Origin of the sequence: Falsirhodobacter xinxiangensis (genome assembly GCF_004959935.1) — a bacterium.
In the GTDB taxonomy this organism is placed as follows: Bacteria; Pseudomonadota; Alphaproteobacteria; order Rhodobacterales; family Rhodobacteraceae; genus Falsirhodobacter; species Falsirhodobacter xinxiangensis.
Genome location: NZ_SMYN01000007.1, coordinates 179922 through 198452, shown reverse-complemented (window position 1 = coordinate 198452; position 18531 = coordinate 179922). Strand labels below are relative to the sequence as shown.

Annotated in this window: 21 protein-coding genes; 7 read left to right on the top strand and 14 right to left on the bottom strand. The window is 66.3% G+C overall.

Translation table 11 applies throughout. The features are described 5' to 3' along the window. From E2K76_RS11080 to E2K76_RS11055, 6 genes are all read left to right on the top strand, one after another. A partial coding sequence (locus tag E2K76_RS11080) for an oligopeptide/dipeptide ABC transporter ATP-binding protein (RefSeq protein WP_136684362.1) occupies positions 1–508 on the top strand: 508 nt, incomplete at its 5' end. Further along, positions 505–1875 carry a M20/M25/M40 family metallo-hydrolase gene (locus tag E2K76_RS11075; RefSeq protein WP_136684361.1) on the top strand — a complete coding sequence of 457 codons (1371 nt, stop codon included), beginning with the start codon at positions 505–507 and terminating at the stop codon, positions 1873–1875. The genes E2K76_RS11080 and E2K76_RS11075, both read left to right, overlap by 4 nt. Beyond that, positions 1876–2961 carry an aminotransferase class V-fold PLP-dependent enzyme gene (locus E2K76_RS11070; protein ID WP_136684360.1) on the top strand — a complete coding sequence of 362 codons (1086 nt, stop codon included), beginning with the start codon at positions 1876–1878 and terminating at the stop codon, positions 2959–2961. It abuts the gene before it with no gap. Then, positions 2955–3632 carry a GntR family transcriptional regulator gene (locus E2K76_RS11065; protein ID WP_136684359.1) on the top strand — a complete coding sequence of 226 codons (678 nt, stop codon included), beginning with the start codon at positions 2955–2957 and terminating at the stop codon, positions 3630–3632. The genes E2K76_RS11070 and E2K76_RS11065 overlap by 7 nt, the downstream gene beginning before the upstream one ends. Before the next feature lie 16 nt (positions 3633–3648). After that, entirely contained in the window at positions 3649–4431 is a 783-nt protein-coding gene (locus E2K76_RS11060) for an ABC transporter substrate-binding protein (RefSeq protein ID WP_136684358.1), read from the top strand. Between the two features lie 2 nt (positions 4432–4433). Further along, complete coding sequence (locus E2K76_RS11055) at positions 4434–5108, top strand: amino acid ABC transporter permease (RefSeq protein WP_136684357.1); 675 nt, start codon at positions 4434–4436, stop codon at positions 5106–5108. 20 nt (positions 5109–5128) lie between these two features. On the opposite strand, the gene E2K76_RS11050 is transcribed toward E2K76_RS11055, so the two are convergent. From E2K76_RS11050 to ectA, 13 genes are all read right to left on the bottom strand, one after another. Then, positions 5129–5449: a ribbon-helix-helix domain-containing protein gene (locus E2K76_RS11050; RefSeq protein ID WP_136684356.1), complete on the bottom strand. Its 321-nt coding sequence runs from the start codon at positions 5447–5449 to the stop codon at positions 5129–5131. Position 5450: 1 nt separating this feature from the next. Continuing rightward, a complete protein-coding gene (locus E2K76_RS11045; protein ID WP_136684355.1) occupies positions 5451–7016 on the bottom strand; it encodes a GMC family oxidoreductase in 1566 nt (521 codons plus the stop codon). Next, the gene (locus E2K76_RS11040; protein WP_136684354.1) at positions 7013–7528 is read right to left on the bottom strand and encodes a hypothetical protein; all 516 of its coding nucleotides are present in this window, start codon (positions 7526–7528) and stop codon (positions 7013–7015) included. The genes E2K76_RS11045 and E2K76_RS11040 overlap by 4 nt, the downstream gene beginning before the upstream one ends. A 45-nt stretch (positions 7529–7573) precedes the next feature. Then, positions 7574–7966 carry a VOC family protein gene (locus E2K76_RS11035; protein WP_136684353.1) on the bottom strand — a complete coding sequence of 131 codons (393 nt, stop codon included), beginning with the start codon at positions 7964–7966 and terminating at the stop codon, positions 7574–7576. Positions 7967–8051: 85 nt separating this feature from the next. Further along, a complete protein-coding gene (gene ehuA, locus E2K76_RS11030; RefSeq protein ID WP_136684352.1) occupies positions 8052–8819 on the bottom strand; it encodes an ectoine/hydroxyectoine ABC transporter ATP-binding protein EhuA in 768 nt (255 codons plus the stop codon). After that, on the bottom strand, positions 8816–9508 hold the full coding sequence (gene ehuD / locus E2K76_RS11025; protein ID WP_136684351.1) for an ectoine/hydroxyectoine ABC transporter permease subunit EhuD: 693 nt from the start codon (positions 9506–9508) through the stop codon (positions 8816–8818). Before ehuD ends, ehuA begins: the two co-directional genes overlap by 4 nt. Position 9509: 1 nt before the next feature. Next, complete coding sequence (ehuC, locus tag E2K76_RS11020; protein ID WP_246032944.1) at positions 9510–10187, bottom strand: ectoine/hydroxyectoine ABC transporter permease subunit EhuC; 678 nt, start codon at positions 10185–10187, stop codon at positions 9510–9512. Between the two features lie 4 nt (positions 10188–10191). Beyond that, positions 10192–11025 carry an ectoine/hydroxyectoine ABC transporter substrate-binding protein EhuB gene (gene ehuB / locus E2K76_RS11015; protein WP_136684349.1) on the bottom strand — a complete coding sequence of 278 codons (834 nt, stop codon included), beginning with the start codon at positions 11023–11025 and terminating at the stop codon, positions 10192–10194. A 13-nt stretch (positions 11026–11038) separates the two neighbouring features. Continuing rightward, positions 11039–12433, bottom strand: coding sequence for an aspartate kinase (locus tag E2K76_RS11010; protein WP_136684348.1), 1395 nt, complete (start codon positions 12431–12433; stop codon positions 11039–11041). Further along, positions 12426–13337 carry an ectoine hydroxylase gene (gene thpD / locus E2K76_RS11005; protein ID WP_136684347.1) on the bottom strand — a complete coding sequence of 304 codons (912 nt, stop codon included), beginning with the start codon at positions 13335–13337 and terminating at the stop codon, positions 12426–12428. Before thpD ends, E2K76_RS11010 begins: the two co-directional genes overlap by 8 nt. Continuing rightward, entirely contained in the window at positions 13330–13728 is a 399-nt protein-coding gene (locus E2K76_RS11000; RefSeq protein WP_136684346.1) for an ectoine synthase, read from the bottom strand. Before E2K76_RS11000 ends, thpD begins: the two co-directional genes overlap by 8 nt. Before the next feature lie 10 nt (positions 13729–13738). Next, on the bottom strand, positions 13739–15004 hold the full coding sequence (gene ectB, locus E2K76_RS10995) for a diaminobutyrate--2-oxoglutarate transaminase (RefSeq protein ID WP_136684345.1): 1266 nt from the start codon (positions 15002–15004) through the stop codon (positions 13739–13741). Then, the gene (gene ectA / locus E2K76_RS10990; protein ID WP_246032943.1) at positions 15001–15513 is read right to left on the bottom strand and encodes a diaminobutyrate acetyltransferase; all 513 of its coding nucleotides are present in this window, start codon (positions 15511–15513) and stop codon (positions 15001–15003) included. Before ectA ends, ectB begins: the two co-directional genes overlap by 4 nt. Before the next feature lie 210 nt (positions 15514–15723). Between ectA and E2K76_RS10985 the strand changes: the two genes are divergently transcribed. Further along, on the top strand, positions 15724–16200 hold the full coding sequence (locus E2K76_RS10985; RefSeq protein WP_169053275.1) for a MarR family winged helix-turn-helix transcriptional regulator: 477 nt from the start codon (positions 15724–15726) through the stop codon (positions 16198–16200). Between the two features lie 3 nt (positions 16201–16203). Here E2K76_RS10985 and E2K76_RS10980 read toward each other — a convergent pair whose 3' ends face one another. Further along, positions 16204–18531 carry an aldehyde dehydrogenase family protein gene (locus E2K76_RS10980; protein ID WP_136684343.1) on the bottom strand — a complete coding sequence of 776 codons (2328 nt, stop codon included), beginning with the start codon at positions 18529–18531 and terminating at the stop codon, positions 16204–16206.

Sequence of the window (18531 nt, the reverse complement as noted above, 5' to 3'; positions counted from 1 at the left end):
CGGGCAGCGCCAGCGCGTCGCCATCGCCCGCGCATTGGTGATGAAGCCCGAACTGGTCATCTGCGACGAGCCGACCTCGGCGCTGGATGCGTCGGTGCAAAGCCAGATCCTGAACCTGCTGATGGATCTGAAGGCGGAGTTGGGGCTGACCTATGTGTTCATCTCGCACAACCTGTCGGTGGTCGAACATCTGGTCGATCAGGTGGCCGTGATGTATCTGGGCCGGGTGGTCGAGGCGGGGACGACCGCGCAGGTCTTCGACGCGCCGCGCCACCCCTATACCCGCGCGCTGCTGCAATCGGCGCTGACCGTCGCACCGGGGGAGGGGGTGCCCGATATCGGCCTTGGCACGTCCTTTCCCAACCCGCTGAACCCGCCCCCCGGCTGCCCGTTCGAGCCGCGATGCCCGCGCGCGATGGCCGTCTGCAAGACGACCGTGCCGCAGCCCGTCGGCGCGGGCAGCGGGGCGGCGTGCCTGCTTGCCGAAGACTGGAAAGGTGCTGCATGAGCCGTGAAACCATCATCGCCGCCGCGCTGGACGTGCTGGCATCGGGCCGCTTCAAGGCCGATCTGGCGCGCCGGGTCGCGATGCCCACCGTCTCGCGCGAGGCGGCGCACAAGGCCGACCTTCAACGCTATATCGACGACGAACTGATCCCCGTCTTCGACCGTCTGGGCTTTGCCACCCGCATCTTCCGCCGCGACGCCGCGCCGGGCGCGTTCCTTCTGGCCAGCCGGATCGAGGATGCGGCCCTGCCGACCGTGCTGATGTACGGTCATGGCGACGTGGTCACGGGCGTTCCCGAACAATGGTCGGAGGGGCTGGCGCCGTTCACGATGACCGAACGGGACGGGCGCTGGTATGGCCGCGGCACCGCCGACAACAAGGGCCAGCATTCGGTCAACCTTGCCGCGCTGGAGGCGGTGCTGGCCCATGGCCCGCTTGGCTTCAACCTGAAATACCTGATGGAGATGGGCGAGGAATACGGATCGCCCGCCCTTGCCGAACTGATCGCGGACGAGGCCGAGGCCTTTGCCGCAGACATGCTGATCGCGTCCGACGGGCCGCGCATCGGGCTGGCACAGCCAACGATCTTTCTGGGCGCGCGCGGCGGCGTGAACATCCACCTGGAGGTGGTGGCCCGCGAAGGCTACCACCATTCCGGCAACTGGGGCGGGCTTCTGGCCAATCCGGGGGTGGAACTGTCCCACGCCATCGCCGCGCTGATCGGGCCGACGGGCGAATGTCTGGTCCCCGAACTGACCCCCGGCACCATACCCGATGACGTGCGCGCGGCGCTGGCCCGCTGCACCATCGAAACCGCGCCGGGCGATCCGGACCTTGACGCATGGTGGGGCGCGCCGGGGCTGAGCCAGGCCGAGCGCGTCTATGGCTGGTCCACGCTGGAGGTGATGGAGATCGAGGTCGGCAACATCGCCAAGCCGCTTTACGCCATTCCGCCATGGGCCAAGGCGCGGCTGCAACTGCGCCACCCGGTCGGCGTCGATACGGATGCGATCCTGCCCGCCATCCGCCGCAAGCTGGACGCGGCCGGGTTCCAGCGCGTGCAGATCGTGCCCGCCACCGACGCCTCCTTTCCCGCCAGCCGATCGGATCTGGACAATGAATGGGTGCGCTTCGTCGCCGCCTCGATCGAGCGGACGATGGGCACGCCGCCGGTGATCCTGCCGAATCTTGGCGGCTCGCTTCCGAACACGATCTTCACCGACACGCTGGGCCTGCCGACCATCTGGGTGCCGCATTCATATCCCGGATGCGGCCAGCACGGGGCGGACGAACACCTGCCCATCGCCATCGTGCGCGAAGGGCTGGCGATCATGGCGGGCATCTTCTGGGACTTGGGGCATCGCTGAATGGGCTACTTCCTCTACCACTCCATCGGCACATTTCCGGGCAAGGAGGCGGCGGTGAACGCGGCGCTGGCCGATTTCACCGCCCGCTGGTGCGCCAGCGACGACGGCCAATGGCCCGACGCGATGACCCGGCGCGGGCGCTTCATCGAAAGCTGGTCGCGCCTGATCGACGCCCCGCCTGCCACCCTGACGCTGGCCGAAAGCGTCACGGCGGCGCTTTATACGCTGATGCGCGGCATCCCCGAGGCGCGGCTGGCGGGGGGCGAGGTGCTGATCGCCGCCGATTGCTTTCCAAGCCTGCATTTCCTGCTGGCGGAACTGGGGCAGCGGATCGGCTTCACGCTGAAGACGGTGCAGCCGACGGGCGGGCGCGCCTATGTCACCGATGACGACATGGTGGCGGCATGGGGGCGCGACGTCCGGCTGGCGCTGCTGACATGGGTGACATCGACCGCATCGCATCGCTGCGATCTGGACCGGCTGATCGGTCACGGGCGGGCGATGGGCAGCCTCGTCGGCGTGGATATCACCCAAGGGGTCGGCATCCGGCCCTATGCCGCGGCGGCGGATTTCACAGTCGGATCGTCGCTGAAATGGCTGGCCGGCGTGTCCGGGGCCGGGGTGCTTCAGGTGATGCCCGGGCTTCTGGCCGAATGCAGCCCCGAGTTTCGCGGCTGGTGGAGCCAGTCGAACCCGTTCTCATGGGATCTGGGCGCCTTTGCCTTTGCCCCCGACGCGCGCCGGTTCGACAACGGAACGCCGAACGTGCTGCCCGCCGTCGCCAGCCAGCCGGGTCTGGACCATGTGCTGGCCACGGGAATCGAGGCGCTGGCCGCGCAGAACGCGGCGCGGGTGGATCAGCTTCTGGACGGGCTGCGGGGGCAGGGATTCGCCATCGTCTCGCCCACCGATGCGGCGATGCGGGGGGGCAGCGTGATGGTCACGGTGCCCGGCCAAGGTCTTGTGGACCGGCTGCGCGCGCGCGGCCTTCATGCCGACATGCGCGGCACGGTGCTGCGCCTGTCGCCGGGGTCGATCACCAGCGCGGACGACTGCGCGGCGCTTCTGGACGCGCTGCGATGCTGACCCCGATCACCAGCCGCCAGACCATCGCGACCGTGGTTTACGAACAGCTTCGCGCCGCGTTGATGGAGGGCAATTTCGAGGCGGGGTCCAGCTTTGCCATCTCGGAACTGGCGGAACGGTTCGGCACATCCAACACCCCCGTGCGCGAGGCGCTGCGCCGCCTGACGGACGAAGGCGCGCTGATGGAGGGCAAGTGGAACAGCGCCACGCTGCCCCCGCTCAGCGCCGCCGGCTATGACGAGCTGTGCCTTGCGCGGCAGGTGATCGAAGGCGGCGCGGCGGAACTGGCCTGCGGGCGGATGGACGCCGCATCGCTGGACACGCTTCGCGCCATTTCGGACGCGCATCAGTCCGCGCTGGTTTCGGGCCGGATCGAGGACATGCTGGCAGGCAACAAGGCCTTCCACTTCCACATCTATCGCGCCGCCGGAAGCGGCGTGCTGCTGGAGCAGATCGAGAACCTCTGGCTCCGCTCCGGCCCCTATACGCGCTTTCTGTCCGAAAAGATGCGCGAGGTGCTGAAGGCGGACATGACGCTCAGCTATGCCCGCCACCACGACCACATCCTGGCCGCGCTGGCCGCCCGCGATGCAGGCGCCGCCCGCCGCGCGATGATCGAGGATATCGCCGCCGTGCAATCCTGGATGTCGCGCTTTCTGTCCGAAACCTGATCCAGAAGGACATGTCATGTCGATCCTGAGAACGCTTTCCGTCGCCTTTGCCCTTGCCTTTGCCGCCCCGGCCTTTGCGCAGGATGTCCTGCGCGTCGGCGCCTATCCCGCGAACCCGCCATGGGAATACAAGAACGAATCCGGCGCCTTCGAAGGGTTCGAGGTGGACGTGGTGAACGAGATCGCGGCCCGCCTTGGCACGACCGCCGAATTTTCCGGTCTCGATTTCCGCGCGCTGTTCGTGGCGGCGGCCTCGCGCCGGGTGGACATGGTCATCTCGTCGCTGACCATCACGCCCGAACGGCTGCAATCGCAGTCCTTCACCCAGCCCTATGTCGCGGGCGCGCTGGGCATCGCGACCAAGGAAGGCGCAGGGATCGCCTCCGTCGAGGATCTGAAGGGCCGCCGCGTTGGGTCGATCGCGACGTCCTTCCCCGAAATCTGGGTGAAGGAGCGCGAGGCCGAACTGCAACTGGGCAGCTATTCCAGCTATGATTCCACCGCCAACATGCTGACCGACCTGCGCAGCGGGCGGATCGAGGCGGCCGTGAACGACGTGGTCGGCCTGCGCCACGCGATGACCCAGATCCCCGGCATCGCCGTCGCCGCCGAAGTGCCGACAGACGAGCGTTTCGCGATCATGATGCCGAAGGATTCGGACCTGCTTCCTGCGGTGAACGACGCCATATCGGCCATGAAGACCGACGGGACCATGGCGCGCCTGCACGAGAAATGGTTCGGCGTGGCCCCGGCCGAGGGCAGCCTGACGCTGACCCCCCTTCCGATCCCGACCGAGTGACGATGGAACTGATCGACATATTCTTCAACGTCGAGGTGATGGGGAAGGCCTTCCCCATCCTTCTGCGCGGGCTGGGCAACACGCTGCTTCTGGGGGCGGCGTCGATCGTGCTGGGCGGCATCGCCGGGGTGCTGGTGTGCCTTGTGCGGATGTATGCCGCGCGGCCCCTGCGGCTGCTGGCGACCGTCTATATCGACATCTTCCGCGCGATCCCGGTGCTGGTGCTGCTGATCCTGATCTATTACGCGCTGCCCTTCGTCGGCGTCGTGATGGGCGCATTCACGGCGGCGACGCTGGCGCTGTCGATGGTGCTGGCCGCCTATACCGCCGAGGTGATCCGCGCGGGGATCGAGGCGGTCCCGAAGGGCCAGTTCGAGGCGTCGGCCGCGCTTGGCCTGCCCTTCGTTCTGACGATGCGCAAGGTCGTGCTGCCGCAGGCGATCCGGCTCGTGATCCCGCCGCTGGCCTCCTATTCGGTGGCGATCATCAAGGACACGTCGCTGGCGTCGGTCGTGACGATGAACGATCTGCTGAAACAGGCGACCGACACGCAGGCGCTGTTCGCGAACCCGACGCCGCTGATCCTTGCTGCCGGCATCTATATCGCGATCCTTTGGCCGCTGGTGCGGTTCACCACATGGATCGAACGCCGCGCCAAGCTGAGCGCCACCCGCTGAGGGGCGGATGGCGCGAGGGTTCAGTTCGGGCGGGCCGTCTGCTCCAACGGACGCAAGAGCGCAGGGTCGGCCTTGTCCTTCAACGCAAGGTCGACAAAGCGCAGGCAGCAGACGCGCAGGAAGGACGTGAAGTTGCCCATGTCATGCCCTTCGTCGATGGATTCGTTGTAAAGCTGGTGCAGAAGCTGCGGCACGTTCATCTCGTCCCGCGCGGCGATCTGTTCCAGCACGGTCCAGAACATGGTCTCCAGCCGCACGCTGGTCACCATCCCGTCCATGCGGATGGACCGCGTCTGGCTTTCCCAAAGCTGCGGGTCGGCCCCGACGAAGACGCGGCACATCCTACAGGTTCCCCCGTTTCAATTCGCCCGCCAGATGGTCGGCCTGACGCATCGCCAGCGCCACGATGGTCAGCGTCGGGTTCGCCGCCGCCCCCGTCGTCATCTGCGATCCGTCCGAGATGAACAGGTTGGCCACCTCGTGCGCCCGCCCGTTGCGGTCGCACACGCCATCCTCGGGGCGGTCCGACATGCGGCAGGTGCCAAGGTTGTGGGTGGATGGATAGGGCGGGGTGCGGTGATGGCCGATGGCACCCACCGCGTCGTAAAGCTCTGCCGCCTTGCCGTATCCGTATTCGCGCATGGCGACGTCGTTGTCGTGATCGTCGAAATGAACGTTGGCGACGGGCAGGTCCAGATGGTCGCGCACCGTGGTCGAAAGCGTGATGCGGTTGTCTGCCTGCGGCATATCCTCGCCCACGATCCACATGCCTGCGGTGTTGGCATAGGAGGACATGATCCTTGCGAAATCCGGCCCCCATGCGCCGGGTTCGACGAAGGCCGCAAGAAAGGCCGGCCCAAGCGAGATCGTCTCCATATAGAACCCGCCCACGAACCCGCGCGAAGGGTCGTGGCGGGATTCGTCGGCGATCAGCCCCGCCATCGTCTCGCCCCGATACATGCGCACCGGCTTGTCGAAGCGGGCATAGACCGACCCCGTCAGATGGCGCATGTAGTTGCGGCCCACCTGATCCGACCCGTTGGCAAGACCATTGGGAAAGCGCGCGCTGTCCGACAGCAGAAGCAGCCGCGGCGTTTCGATCGAATTGCCCGCGACGCAGACGATCCGCGCCGATTGGCGGTGCAGGTTGCCGTCCTTGTCGGCATAGATCACCGCGTCCGCCTTGCCCGAGGCGTCATGCGTGATCCGCACGACATGGCTGTCGGGGCGCAGGTCCAGAAGGCCGGTCTCCAGCGCGCGGGGGATTTCCCGCACCATGATCGACCATTTCGCGCCGGACTTGTCGCCCTGAAAGTTGAACCCGTCCTGAATCGAGGCGGGCCGCCCGTCATAGGGCGCGGCATTGGTCGCATAGGGGCCGGTGGCATAGCGTTTATAGCCGATGCGCTCGGCCCCGTTGGCAAAGACCTTGTAGTTGTTGTTGGCCGGAAGCGCCGGGCGCCCCTGCCGGTGGGTCGATCCCATCGCCATCTCGGCCCGTTCATAGAACGGCTCCATCTCGGCCAGCGTGAGGGGCCAGTCCAGCAGGTTCGCGCCCTCGACATGGCCATAGGTGGACAGCGCCTTGAACTCGTGTTCCTTGAAACGCGGCGTCGCGCCGGACCAGTGGGTCGTGGTGCCGCCCACCGCCTTGACCAGCCACGCGGGCAACGAGGGGAAATCCCTGGCGATCCGCCACGATCCCGACGTGGTGCGCGGATCGAGCCATGCCATCTGGTTGAAGGCCTTCCATTCGTCGTTCTCGTAATCCTCGTTCTTGAGGTAGGGGCCGGCCTCCAGCACGACGCATTCGATGCCTTGCCGGGTCAGCTCATGCGCCAGCGTGCCGCCGCCCGCGCCCGATCCGATGATGACGACGGCGGGTTCGTCCAGTGCGATCCGTTTCATTGCTCGCCTCCGTCATATTCGTCGATGCGCGGATCGGGCAGCCAGTCCAGATCGTCGAAACCGCGGTTCACGTATCCGCCCTTGTCGAAGCTGGGCCCCTCATAGCCCAGATGCTCCCACACCTCGGGGTCGTCATAGAAGGCCAGCAGCGCCTTGCCCTGCACCTGCGTGAAGAAATCGGCGGCGGACATCTTGCGCAGATGGGCCAGCGCGGCATCATCGTCCATCGCCTCGAACCCTTCGTTCATCAGGTCCTGGATCGCGGCGGCAAAGGCGACCTGCCGCCCCGGCTTTTCGCAGGCCAGCGCCAGAACCGCCTCGGCGGCGCGGATATAGGGCGCGTCGGAAAGGCCGTCATGCGGGAACATCACCCGGATCATCCGCGCCAGCAGCTTGCGCGATCCCGATCCGCGTTCCAGCCCGATGGGAATGCCCCTGTATCCCCGTTCGGCCACCGTTTCCACGGCGACCGACGAGGCGCTGCCCGAGGGCGCGCTTCGCGTCAACTCCATTGGTCGTCCTCCCAAGAAGCGGCCCCTCCACAGGCCGCGAAATCGTCAATAGCGTCCGCCCGCCGTGATCACCTCGATCTGGTATCCGTCGGGATCGGCCACGAAGAAGAACCGCGTCAGCGTCTTTCCCTGATGCTTGAAATCCACCAGCTTGCGCGGGGCGAAGCCTTCGGCGGCAAGGCGCGCATGCTCGCCCTCCAGATCGTCCACGACGAAGGCGGCATGGCCGTAGCCGTCGCCGATGTCATAGGGTTCGCTCCGGCCCTTGTTGATGGTCAGTTCCAGTTCGAAGGTGTTTTCGGCATTGGACAGATAGACCAGCACGAAATCGTCGAATTCCAGCCGTTCCGCCACCTTCAGCCCGAAGGCCCGGTCATAGAACGCGACGGATCGCGCCTCGTCCAGAACCCGGATCATGCTGTGCACGAATCTTGCCATCGCTCTCCCCTCTGCTGCGTCATGGGGTGATGGTAGCGTGGAAACCGGCCGAGGGGTATTATGTCGCTACTACCCGAAAGCGCGCTCAGGCTTCGAGCGTCGCCTTCAGGAATTCGCGCGTGCGTTCTTCGGTGGGGTCGGTGAAGATTTCCTCGGGGGCGCCTTCCTCGCGGATGCGGCCCTGATCGAAGAACACCACGCGGTCCGACACTTCGCGGGCGAAACGCATCTCGTGCGTGACCAGAAGCATGGTCAGGTCGTGTTCTTCGGCCAGACGGCGGATGACGCCCAGAACCTCGCCCACCAGTTCGGGGTCCAGCGCGGATGTCGGCTCGTCGAACAGCAGGATCGACGGGCGCATGGCCAGCGCGCGGGCGATGGCGACGCGCTGCTGCTGGCCGCCCGAAAGCTGGTGGGGGAATTTCGACATATGCTCGGTCAGGCCGACCAGTTCCAGCAGCTCCTCGGCCCGCGCCTTGGCTTCGGCTTTGGGCAGGCCCAGCACGCGAACCGGCGCTTCGGTGATGTTGCGCAGGACGGTCATGTGGGGGAACAGGTTGAACTGCTGGAACACCATGCCCATTTCGCCGCGCTTCTTGCGCAGATGCGCCTCGGACGCCGGGGTGACGCCGTCGGCCTCGTGCCACAACGGCTCGCCGCCGACATGGACGACGCCGCCCTCGATCCCCTCCAGCGTCATCAGGATGCGCAGGACGGTGGATTTGCCCGAACCGGACGGGCCGATGATCGTCACCTTCTCGCCCCGGTTCACGGTGAAATTCAGGCGGTCCAGCACGGTGTGATCGCCGAAGCGTTTCACGACATTGTCGAAGCGGATGATCGGATCGCTCATTTCAGCGGTATCCCCTCTTTGGGAAGGTATGTGTCCAGCGCCCGCACCCCGGCAGAGGCAACCAGCGTCATGATCAGATAGATCGCGCCGACCATCGACAGCGGGATCAGGTAATCGAAGGTCCGGTCGCCGATGATGCGGGCGACGTTCAGCATCTCCAGCACGGTCACGACGGACAGCACCGGCACATCCTTCATGATCGACACGAGGTAGTTGCCCATCGCAGGCACGATGCGCGGGACGGCCTGCGGGATGACGATATGGGTGAATTTGCGCGTGGGCGGCAGGTTCAGCGCCAGCGCCGCCTCGTGCTGGCCGCGCGGCACGGCTTGCAGCCCGGCGCGATAGACCTCGGCGGTATAGGCGCTGTATTGCAGGCCCAGCGCCAGCGCGCCGGTCATGAAGGCGGGCAGCACGATCCCGTATTCGGGCAGCACGTAATACAGGAAGAACAGCTGCACCAGCAGCGGCGTGTCGCGCAGGAATTCGGTCACGACGGCGGCGGGCCATGCGATGACGCGCAGCGGCGCCGATTTCAGCACCGCCCAGACCAGCCCCAGAACCAGCGCCAGCGCGAATCCCAGAACGGCGGCCTGTATCGTCACCAACATCCCCGTCCCCAGCATCGGCAGGATCGACAGGGCGAAGGCCAGCGGACTGCTCAGGTCCCATTCAAATCCGAACAGCATGTCAGCTCCTGACCGGGCGCCAGCGGCCCACGGAATGTTCGATCCCCCGCATCATCGCCGTCAGCACCAGCGCCATGCCGAAATACATCGCCAGCAGCATGGAATAGACGGTGACGCTGTCCTGGGTGAAATTGCGGATCTGTTCGGCCCGGAAGGTCATGTCGCCAAGGCTGATGAGCGAGACGAGCGCCGTGTCCTTCAGGTTCTGCACCGCCAGATTGCCGAAGGACGGCATCATCTCGGGGATCGCCTGCGGGATCGTCACGCGGGCCAGCGTCTGGCGGGGGGTGAAGTTCAGCGCCAGCGCGGCCTCGTGCTGGCCGGTATGCACCGACTGGATCGCGCCGCGCACCACCTCGGCCCCATAGGCGCCGATGTTCAACGACAGCGCAAGGATGCCCGCAATGACCGGCGGGATGCGCAGATCCAGCCCCACCGCCTGACCCGCCAAGGGAAGCGCGAAATACAGCCAGAACAGCTGCACCAGCAGCGACGTGCCGCGAAACAGCTCGATATACGCGACCGAGACGGCGCGCAGGGCACCGTTCCGCGACAGCCGCCCCACGCCCGCCGCAAAGGCGAGGATCGCGCCCAGCAGTGTCGAGAACACCGTCAGGCGGATCGTGACCCATGCCCCCTCCAGCAGAGGGGGCAGGTATTCGGTCCAATGAACTTCCACCGGATCAGCCGCAAAGATCGGCTGTCGTGCGGTCCGACGATGCGGCCACATCCGCCTCGGTGAAGCCGTATCCGGTCACCGTCTCGGCCCATTCGGGGGTCTGCTTGATCTCGGCCAGCGCCTCGTTCACAGCATCGCGCAGCGCCTCGTTCCCCGAGGCGAAGGCGAACCCGCCCCAACTACGGATCGGCTCGCCATCCACGACCGGGTCGGTGAAGTTCGCGGCCAGTTCCACGGCGCGGCTTTGGTCCGCCAGCCCGGCAACGGTCAGACCCGTCGCGGCATAGGCATCGGCGCGGCCCGTAGACACGGTGGAAATCGCATCGGCGTTCGATCCGATCATCACCATGCTGGATTCCGGCACGCCAAGGCGCTGCATCATTTCCAGCTGGTCCGCGCCGGACATGATGGCGATCTTCAGGTCGGGGTTTTCGGCAAAGTCGGCATAGGTGTGCACGTCCTTCTCGTTCCCCGCCGCGACCAGCAGCCCTTCGCCATAGGAGGTGTTCGGTTCCGAGAACAGCACCTGATTGCAGCGGTCGGGCAGGATCGCCATTTCGGCGGCGACCATGTCGAACCGGTCGGCCTGAAGACCGGGGATCAGGGTGGAGAAGTTGGTGGTGACCCACTCGATGTTTTCCACGCCCAGCTTTTCGGCGACCAGTTTGGCCACGTCCGGCCCGGCACCCTGCGCCTCGCCATCGAAGCCGACGAAACCATAGGGGATCTCGTTCGCGACGGCGATGCGGATGGTGCCGCTTTGCTGGATCTGGTCGAGGCTGGCCGCTTGGGCGGTGCCGGCGGACAGCGCGAGGGCAATGAGGGCGATACGTGTCATTTGGTTTCCTTTCTCAGGCCGCGTGCAGGCGGCGCTCGGGGGCGCGTTCGACCAGTCCGCGGTGCATCGCGCGCAGGGCTGCGTCGTGCTGGTCGGGGTCGACGACGACTTGCAGATCGACCTTGCGCATCAGATCGTGGATGCCGCGCGGGGCGACCCCGGCCTCGGCCAGCGCATCCAGCGCGCGGGGCAGGATGCCGTCGCCAAGATCGCGCCCGATGGCCGACACCAGCGCGACCTTTTCCAGCGAGATGGCGGCATCGGGCCATGCGGCGGACAGATCATCCTCCACTTGCCGGATCGCGGACATGGACCCCTTGACGAAATGCGTGATCGTGTTCGCATTCGACGTTTTCGCCACGATCCAGACCCCGTGCCGTTTCAGCGCGTCCAGAATGCCCGCGTCGTAACCCTTGACGCCCAGCATGTCGGGGTCGTGAAACTCCAGCGCAAAGACGTCGCGCAGGCCGGTCACGATCTCGACCCCCGGCGTTGCGGGTTGCAGATCGGCGCGGATCAGGGTGCCGGCGTGGTCCGGTTCGAACGCGTTGCGCACGCGCAGGGGGATGCCCGCGCGGCGCAGGCTTTTGGCCGCGCCGGGATGGATCGCCTCCATCCCCAGATTGGAAAGCTGGTCGGCCACGTCGTAATTCGTCTGTCCGATGGTGCGCACCCCATCGACCACGCGCGGATCGGCCGAGGACAGGTGGAACTCCTTGTGGATCACGGCCTCGGCCGCGCCGGTGACGACGGCGATGCGGGCCAGCGTGATCTCGGAATACCCCCGGTCGTATCTGCGCATCAGCGACTCGCTGCACCGGGCATAGCCGGTGGCGATGGGCAATTCGCGTGCAAGGTCGATCCCGGCGAAGGCATCGGCGATCACCTCGTCCAGCGGCGCATCCCCGCTGCGGCACCAGCCCGTCAGATCCACGAACCGCGCGGCAACGCCGTGGCCGCGCAAAAGCAGCGCTGTGTTGAAGGCCGATTGCGCCTCGCCCAGCGATGCCAGCAGTTCGCGCACGGTCATCAGGTGCTGGTCCATCTGGAAATGCCCGAAGGAACACAGCCGCGACAGGTCCAGAAGGCAGGACCGCGCGCCCTCGACCCGTTCGCGGGCGAAGGCGTCGGCCTCGGCGGGATCGGCGAAGATGCCCGCGTTCACATCCAGCATCCGCGCCAGAACATCGTCCAGCGCCGCCTGCCAGTCGCCCTGCGCGGCGAAGGCGCCATAGACGCCGGGCGCGCCGGTCTTCTTCTGCTCCAGCAGCGCATCCGTCATCCCGGCATAGGCCGACACGCAGATGATCCGGCCATAGGGATCAGCGCGCAGAAGCACGCTGTCCAGAAGCTCTGCCGTCCGCGACATGGATGTGCCGCCGATCTTTTCGACCGTGTGCTCAGGCAAGGGCGCCACCACTGATCGCGATGGGGGCCTGCGGGTCGCGCGACGACAGGAAGGCCGGGCGCGGTGCCTTGGCGGCAAAGGGCTGCCCCACGCGGTTCGTCCATGCGTTATAGACGAAGAATGCGTTCGACCGGGGGAAGGGCGTGATATTGCCGTTCGATCCGTGCAGCGTGTTGCAGTCGAACAGAATCACCGTCCCCGCGCGGCCCGAGGCATAGTCGATCCCGTGCTGTTCGGCCATCTTCGACAGGCTTTCGGGCGACGGCACGCCGATCTCCTGCTTTTTCAAGGATGTCGCGTGGTTGTCGTCCGGCGTCTCGCCCGCGCAGGACACGAAGGTCTTGTGCGATCCGGGGATCAGCATCAGCGGCCCGTTCAGCGGCGAATTGTCCGTCAGCAGCACCGAGGCGGAAATCGCCCGCATCCGGGGCATGCCGTCTTCGGCGTGCCACGTCTCGAAATCGGAATGCCAATAGAACTCTTTCCCCGTGAAGCCGGGTTTGTAGTTCAGGCGCGACTGGTGCAGATACAGATCGTCATCCAGCAGGAAGCGGACCTTGCCCGCCACACGTTCGTCCGCCGCCAGACGCGCGAACAGGGCGTTCTGTTCGTCCAGACGGAAGACGGTGCGCACCTCGTCCGAATTGGGCTCGGTGATGACGTTTTCGGGGGCGATGCCGCCGCCCGTGCGCAGCGCGGAAGATTCGGCCTGAAGCGCGGCGACCTCGGCGTCCGAGAACATGCCCTCCAGCACCAGATACCCGTTCGCATCGAAGAATTCGGCCTGCTGGCGGGTGATCGGAGCCTTCTCGCTCCAGCCCTGCCAGACGGTCGGATCGTTGCGTTTCAGCCAGCGTTCGCGCGGCAGGCGGGTGGGGTAGTCGTCATGGGTCTGATCAAGCATGGGCTTCCTCCGGTGCGGGGGCATAGGAGCCGTCTTCACGGTGGACCTCCTGCCCGGTGACGGGGGGGTTGAAACAGCAGGCCAGCACCAGTTCGGTGCTCGCGCTCAGCCGGTGGCGGTCGTGCAGGTTCAGCGCATAGATCACGCCGGGGCGGATCGGATGGGTCTGGCCGGTCGCCAGATCCTCGATGCTGCCCTGGCCAGAGATACAGTAGACGCTTTCGAAATGGTGCTTGTATTCGAAGACGTGGCTGGTCCCGGCGGTGATGCGGGTGATGTGGAAGCTGAACCCCATCTTGTCACCTTCCAGCAGAAGGCGGGTGCTGTCCCAGCCATCGGCTGTCACGAGGCGGTCGGTCTTTCTTGCATCGTTCAGGTCGCGGACGATCATGTCTGTCTCCTTATTCGGCTGCGGTTTTCAGGGCGGTCATGCGGGCGGCGAAGGCGCGCTCCACGATGTCCAGCCCCTTGGCGAATTGCTCGCGCGGGATGGTCAGCGGGGCGAGGATCTTGACCACCTCGTCATGGCTGCCGGATGTTTCGATGATCAGGCCATGGCGGAAGCATTCGGCGCAGATCGCGGCGGCGGTTTCGCCATCGCCCGCGTCGATGCCCTGCATCATGCCGCGCCCGCGCAGGGTGAAGCCGCGGCGTTCGGCGATTTCCGTCAGGCGCTGGCCCAGATAGGCGGCGTTGTCCTCGGTCCGGCGCAGGAAGGCGTCATCGGCCCAGAACTTCTCCAGCGCGGCGCGGGCGGTGACGAAGGCGTGGTTGTTGCCGCGGAAGGTGCCGTTGTGTTCCGCCGGTTTCCAGATGTCGTGCTCGGGGCGGATCAGGGTGATGGCCAGCGGCAGGCCCATCCCTGACAGCGATTTCGCCATGGTCACGATGTCGGGCGACAGGCCCATCCCGTCGAAGGAAAAGAAGCCGCCCGTGCGCCCGCATCCGGCCTGGATGTCGTCGATGATGAACAGCGCGCCGTGTTTGCGGGCGATCGCCTCGATCTTGCGCAGCCATTCGGGGGAGGCTGCGTTCAGGCCGCCTTCGCCCTGCACCGTTTCCACGATGATCGCGGCAGGCGCGTCGATCCCGCCCGAGGGGTCCGAAAGCTGGCGGTCCAGCATTTCGGCGGTGCAAACGTCGCCGTGATAGCCGTCGAAGGCCGCGCGGGTCACGCCCGCCAGCGGCATCGCCGCGCCGCCTCGGTGCTTGCCGTTGCCCGTTGCCGCCAGTGCGCCCATCGTCACGCCGTGGAAGCCGTTGGTGAAGGCGATGATGTTGTGCCGCCCCGTCACCTTGCGGGCCAGTTTCATCGCGGCCTCGACCGCGTTGGCGCCGGTGGGGCCGGTGAACTGGACGCGATGGCCCATGCCGCGGGGGCGCAGGACGATCTTCTCGAACGCGGCAAGGAAGCGTTCCTTGGCATCGGTGAACATGTCCAGGCCATGCGCGATGCCGTCGCTGGCGATATAATCGATCAGCGCCCGCTTCAGGTCGGGATCGTTGTGGCCATAGTTCAGCGACGAGCAGCCTGACAGGAAATCGATATGCTCGCGGCCATCCTTGCCGAAGATGATCGCGCCCTCGGCCCGGTCGAACAGGCGCGGGAAGCTGCGGGAATAGGAACGCACACGGCTTTCGACGCGATCGAAGGTGGCGATGGTCATTGGGTATCTCCGGTTTGGAAAGGGCCGATGGTCACGCGCATTTCGCTGTCGTGACGGCCGCCAAGATGGGTTTCGCGGGAAAAATGCAGCTCGGACGCGATCGGGGCGCGAAGCTGGCGCGCAAGGCTGCGGAACAGCCCCCAGGATGGCGCATTGGCGCGGGTGATCGTGCATTCCAGATGGCGCAGATCGCGGCAATCGGGGCGCGCAAGGACCGATCCGATCATGCGCCGCGCCAGACCCTGTCCCCGCGCCTCGGGCGCCGTGCAGACCTGCCACACGAACAGCGTGTCGGGCCGCGCGGGGGGAACATAGGCCGACATCCAGCCCAGCGGCACGCCCGCGCGTTCGGCCAGCACGCAGGTGCCCGCGAAATCGGTGCATTGCAGCAGGTTGCAGTAAAGCGAGTTCGTATCCAGCGCGCCCGAGGCTTCGATCATCCGCCAGATGGCGGGGCCATCTTCGGCGCGTGGGGGGCGAAAGATCAGGCTGTCGGGGGGAAGGTTCACTCGGGTCTGTAGCACGGGTCCTGCAAGGTTGCTGCGGCTGTGCGATAAAGGTTAGTTAGTATATACTAAATGTCAAAGGAGTTTCTGGGAAAAATGGGCAAACCGTTGACCAAAGGAGGTTTTTTGCATGATATTGCTTAGGTCATGCGTAGGATTCTGGCGATTGGGTTCGCCCCAAGGGCCGGGTATCATGGGCGGATTCGCAACCCGATGGACACCGTGGAAGATCGCACCAAACTTGCTCTGACCGCGATGCGGCAGATCCTTCGCAGCACCGAAAACAGCAGCCGCGCCGTGATGCGCGAGACGGGGCTGACCGCCTCGCAGCTGATCTTCATGCATATTTTGGAAGAGGCGGGCGAGCAGACCGCGGGCGTCATCGCCGCGCGCATGGGCATCACACAGGCCACCGCGACCGTGCTGATCCACAAGCTGGAACAGTCGGGCGTCGTGCAGCGGCGCAAGGGCGCGCAGGATCGCCGCCAGTCGTGGCTGTCGCTGACCGATCACGGTCGCCAGCTTCTGACCATCGCGCCCGACGGCGTCCATGCCCGGTTCCACGACCGCTTTTCCGCGCTGGAGGATTGGGAGCAGACGCAGCTCGTCTCGTCGTTGCAACGCATCGCGGCGATGCTGGCCGATACGGTGGCGGACGAAGGGCCGGAGCCCGACCCTTCGCAGATCTGACGATCATTCGCCGTAGGGCACCCAGATGTTCTTGACCTGCGTGGCGCGGGACAGGAATGTCTTGCCCTGCGCTGCGGCCCAGTCGATGCCGCCCGGTCCGCACCATGTCTGCTTCAGGTTTCCGGCCGACGCCGCCTCGACCATCTTGCGGCCCTCGGGGGTGCCGAAATACCACAGCGCGTCCACGTCGTCATGTTCGGCCAGGGTCTTGGCCAGCAGGTCGCGTTCGCCCGTGACGATGTTGACGACGCCGCCCGGCACGTCCGACGTGTCCAGCACCTGATACAGATCCGTCGCCGCCAGCGGATGCGTCTGCGACGGCACGGCCACGACGCGGTTGCCCATCGCGATGGCGGGCAGCACCAGCGACACAAGGCCCAGCAGCGGTGCCGCCACCGGACACAGCACGCCGACCACGCCCAGCGGTTCGTGCATCGCCAGCGTAACATGCGCCGATTTGGTCTGGTGCACGGCGCCGTCGAATTTGTCGGCCTGTGCGGCATACCAGAAGATGCGGCGGATCGAGGCATCGACCTCGGCCTTCGCCGCCGCGCCCGACTGGCCGAAGCTGCGCAGACGTTCGGTGAATTCGGCGGCGCGGGCGGACAGGTTCTCGGCCAGGAAATACAGCACCTGCGCGCGGTTGTGGCCGGTCTGCGCCCCCCAGCCGGAGGCCTTGTGCGCCGCCTCGACCGCATTGCGGATGTCCTTGCGGCTGCCGACGCCCGCCATCCCCACGCCCGCGACGTTATAGGAATAGCCGCCGTCGGGCCGCGCCTGCTTGCCGCCGATATAGTTCTTGGCCGTCCGGTCGATCGCGCCGCCTGCGGTGGTCGCGGGCAGCGGGTCCAGCGCCGTCAACACTTCGGGGCGCGCCTTGGGGGCAGGGGTCGTCAGGTATGCGCCCATCCCCTCGCGCCCGCCTTCGCGCCCGAAGCCGCTTTCGCGATAGCCGCCAAAGCCCGCGCCCGCATCGAACAGGTTGGTCGAATTGACCCAGACCACGCCCGCCTTCACCTTGGCCGCGATATCGAGGCAGAGATTCACATTCTCCGACCACACCGACGCCGCAAGGCCGTAACGGGTGTTGTTGGCCAGCGCGACCGCATCCTCGGGCGTGCGGAAGGTGGTCAGGGTGACGACGGGGCCGAAGATCTCCTCGGTGGACAGGATCGAGGCGGGTTCGGCGATCGCCAACGTGGGCGGGAAGAAGCAGCCCTCGGGGGCGGTGCCCTGATGCAGGGTCGCGCCATCGGCGGCGCCTTGGGCGACCAGATCGCGGATGCGCTGCAACTGGACCGGATGGACGATGGCGCCGATATCGGTGGATTTGTCCAACGGATCGCCCGTCCGCAGCGTCTTCATCCGGCGGCGAAGCAGATCCTCGAACCGCCCGGCCACGGATTCCGCGACAAGGATGCGCGAGCCTGCACAGCAGACCTGACCCTGATTGAACCAGATCGCATCGACCACGCCTTCGACCGCCGCGTCCAGATCGGCATCGGCAAACACGATGAAGGGGGATTTGCCGCCCAGTTCCAGCGTCAGCGCCTTGCCCGACCCTGCGATCTGGCGGCGGATGATGCGCCCCACCTCGGTCGAGCCGGTGAAGGCCACCTTGTCCACCCCCTCGTGCCCGGTGATTGCCGCGCCCGTTTCGCCATCGCCGGTGACGATGTTCAGAACGCCCGCAGGCAGGCCGACCTCGCGCGCGATCTCGGCAAAGGCCAGCGCGGTCAGGGGGGTGTATTCGGCGGGCTTCAGCACCACCGTGTTGCCGGCGGCCAAGGCGGGCGCGACCTTCCACGCCAGCATCAGCAGCGGGAAGTTCCATGGGATCACCTGACCGCAGACGCCATGGGGCACGGCACCGGGAAATTCATCGGCAAGAATCTCGGCCCAGCCCGCGTGGTGATAGAAATGCCGGACGACCAGTGGGATGTCGATGTCGCGGCTTTCGCGGATCGGCTTGCCGTTGTCCATCGTCTCCAGCACCGCCAGAAGGCGGGCGTGCTGCTGGACATGGCGGGCCAGCGCATAAAGGTATCGCGCGCGTTCATGCCCCAAAAGCGCCGCCCATTTCGGCTGTGCCGCGCGGGCGGCCTTGACCGCCGCATCGACATCCGCCGCCGTGCCCTGGCTGACGCGGGCGATGGCGCCGCCCGTCGCGGGGTTCTGGACGGCGAAGGTCTCGCTCGGTTTGGTGAAGGCGCCGCCGATGAAATGGCCGAAGCCCGCGACGTTCCGGGCCAGCCATTCATTGGCGATGGCGGCATCTTCGGTCGCGGGGCCGTAGTCCATGGTCTTCAGGATATCCTTGATCGTGGTCAT

Bases quoted from the DNA above. Each gene is read 5' to 3' on its own strand.
- E2K76_RS10980 (WP_136684343.1), bottom strand. From the start codon at position 18,531: ATGACCACGATCAAGGATATCCTGAAGACCATGGACTACGGCCCCGCG.
- ehuD (WP_136684351.1), bottom strand. From the start codon at position 9,508: ATGCTGTTCGGATTTGAATGGGACCTGAGCAGTCCGCTGGCCTTCGCC.
- E2K76_RS11060 (WP_136684358.1), top strand. From the start codon at position 3,649: ATGTCGATCCTGAGAACGCTTTCCGTCGCCTTTGCCCTTGCCTTTGCC.
- E2K76_RS11000 (WP_136684346.1), bottom strand. From the start codon at position 13,728: ATGATCGTCCGCGACCTGAACGATGCAAGAAAGACCGACCGCCTCGTG.
- E2K76_RS11070 (WP_136684360.1), top strand. From the start codon at position 1,876: ATGGGCTACTTCCTCTACCACTCCATCGGCACATTTCCGGGCAAGGAG.
- E2K76_RS11045 (WP_136684355.1), bottom strand. From the start codon at position 7,016: ATGAAACGGATCGCACTGGACGAACCCGCCGTCGTCATCATCGGATCG.
- ehuB (WP_136684349.1), bottom strand. From the start codon at position 11,025: ATGACACGTATCGCCCTCATTGCCCTCGCGCTGTCCGCCGGCACCGCC.
- E2K76_RS11055 (WP_136684357.1), top strand. From the start codon at position 4,434: ATGGAACTGATCGACATATTCTTCAACGTCGAGGTGATGGGGAAGGCC.
- ehuA (WP_136684352.1), bottom strand. From the start codon at position 8,819: ATGAGCGATCCGATCATCCGCTTCGACAATGTCGTGAAACGCTTCGGC.
- E2K76_RS11065 (WP_136684359.1), top strand. From the start codon at position 2,955: ATGCTGACCCCGATCACCAGCCGCCAGACCATCGCGACCGTGGTTTAC.
- E2K76_RS11075 (WP_136684361.1), top strand. From the start codon at position 505: ATGAGCCGTGAAACCATCATCGCCGCCGCGCTGGACGTGCTGGCATCG.
- E2K76_RS11035 (WP_136684353.1), bottom strand. From the start codon at position 7,966: ATGGCAAGATTCGTGCACAGCATGATCCGGGTTCTGGACGAGGCGCGA.
- E2K76_RS11050 (WP_136684356.1), bottom strand. From the start codon at position 5,449: ATGTGCCGCGTCTTCGTCGGGGCCGACCCGCAGCTTTGGGAAAGCCAG.
- E2K76_RS11040 (WP_136684354.1), bottom strand. From the start codon at position 7,528: ATGGAGTTGACGCGAAGCGCGCCCTCGGGCAGCGCCTCGTCGGTCGCC.
- ectB (WP_136684345.1), bottom strand. From the start codon at position 15,004: ATGACCATCGCCACCTTCGATCGCGTCGAAAGCCGTGTGCGTTCCTAT.
- E2K76_RS10985 (WP_169053275.1), top strand. From the start codon at position 15,724: ATGGACACCGTGGAAGATCGCACCAAACTTGCTCTGACCGCGATGCGG.
- thpD (WP_136684347.1), bottom strand. From the start codon at position 13,337: ATGCTTGATCAGACCCATGACGACTACCCCACCCGCCTGCCGCGCGAA.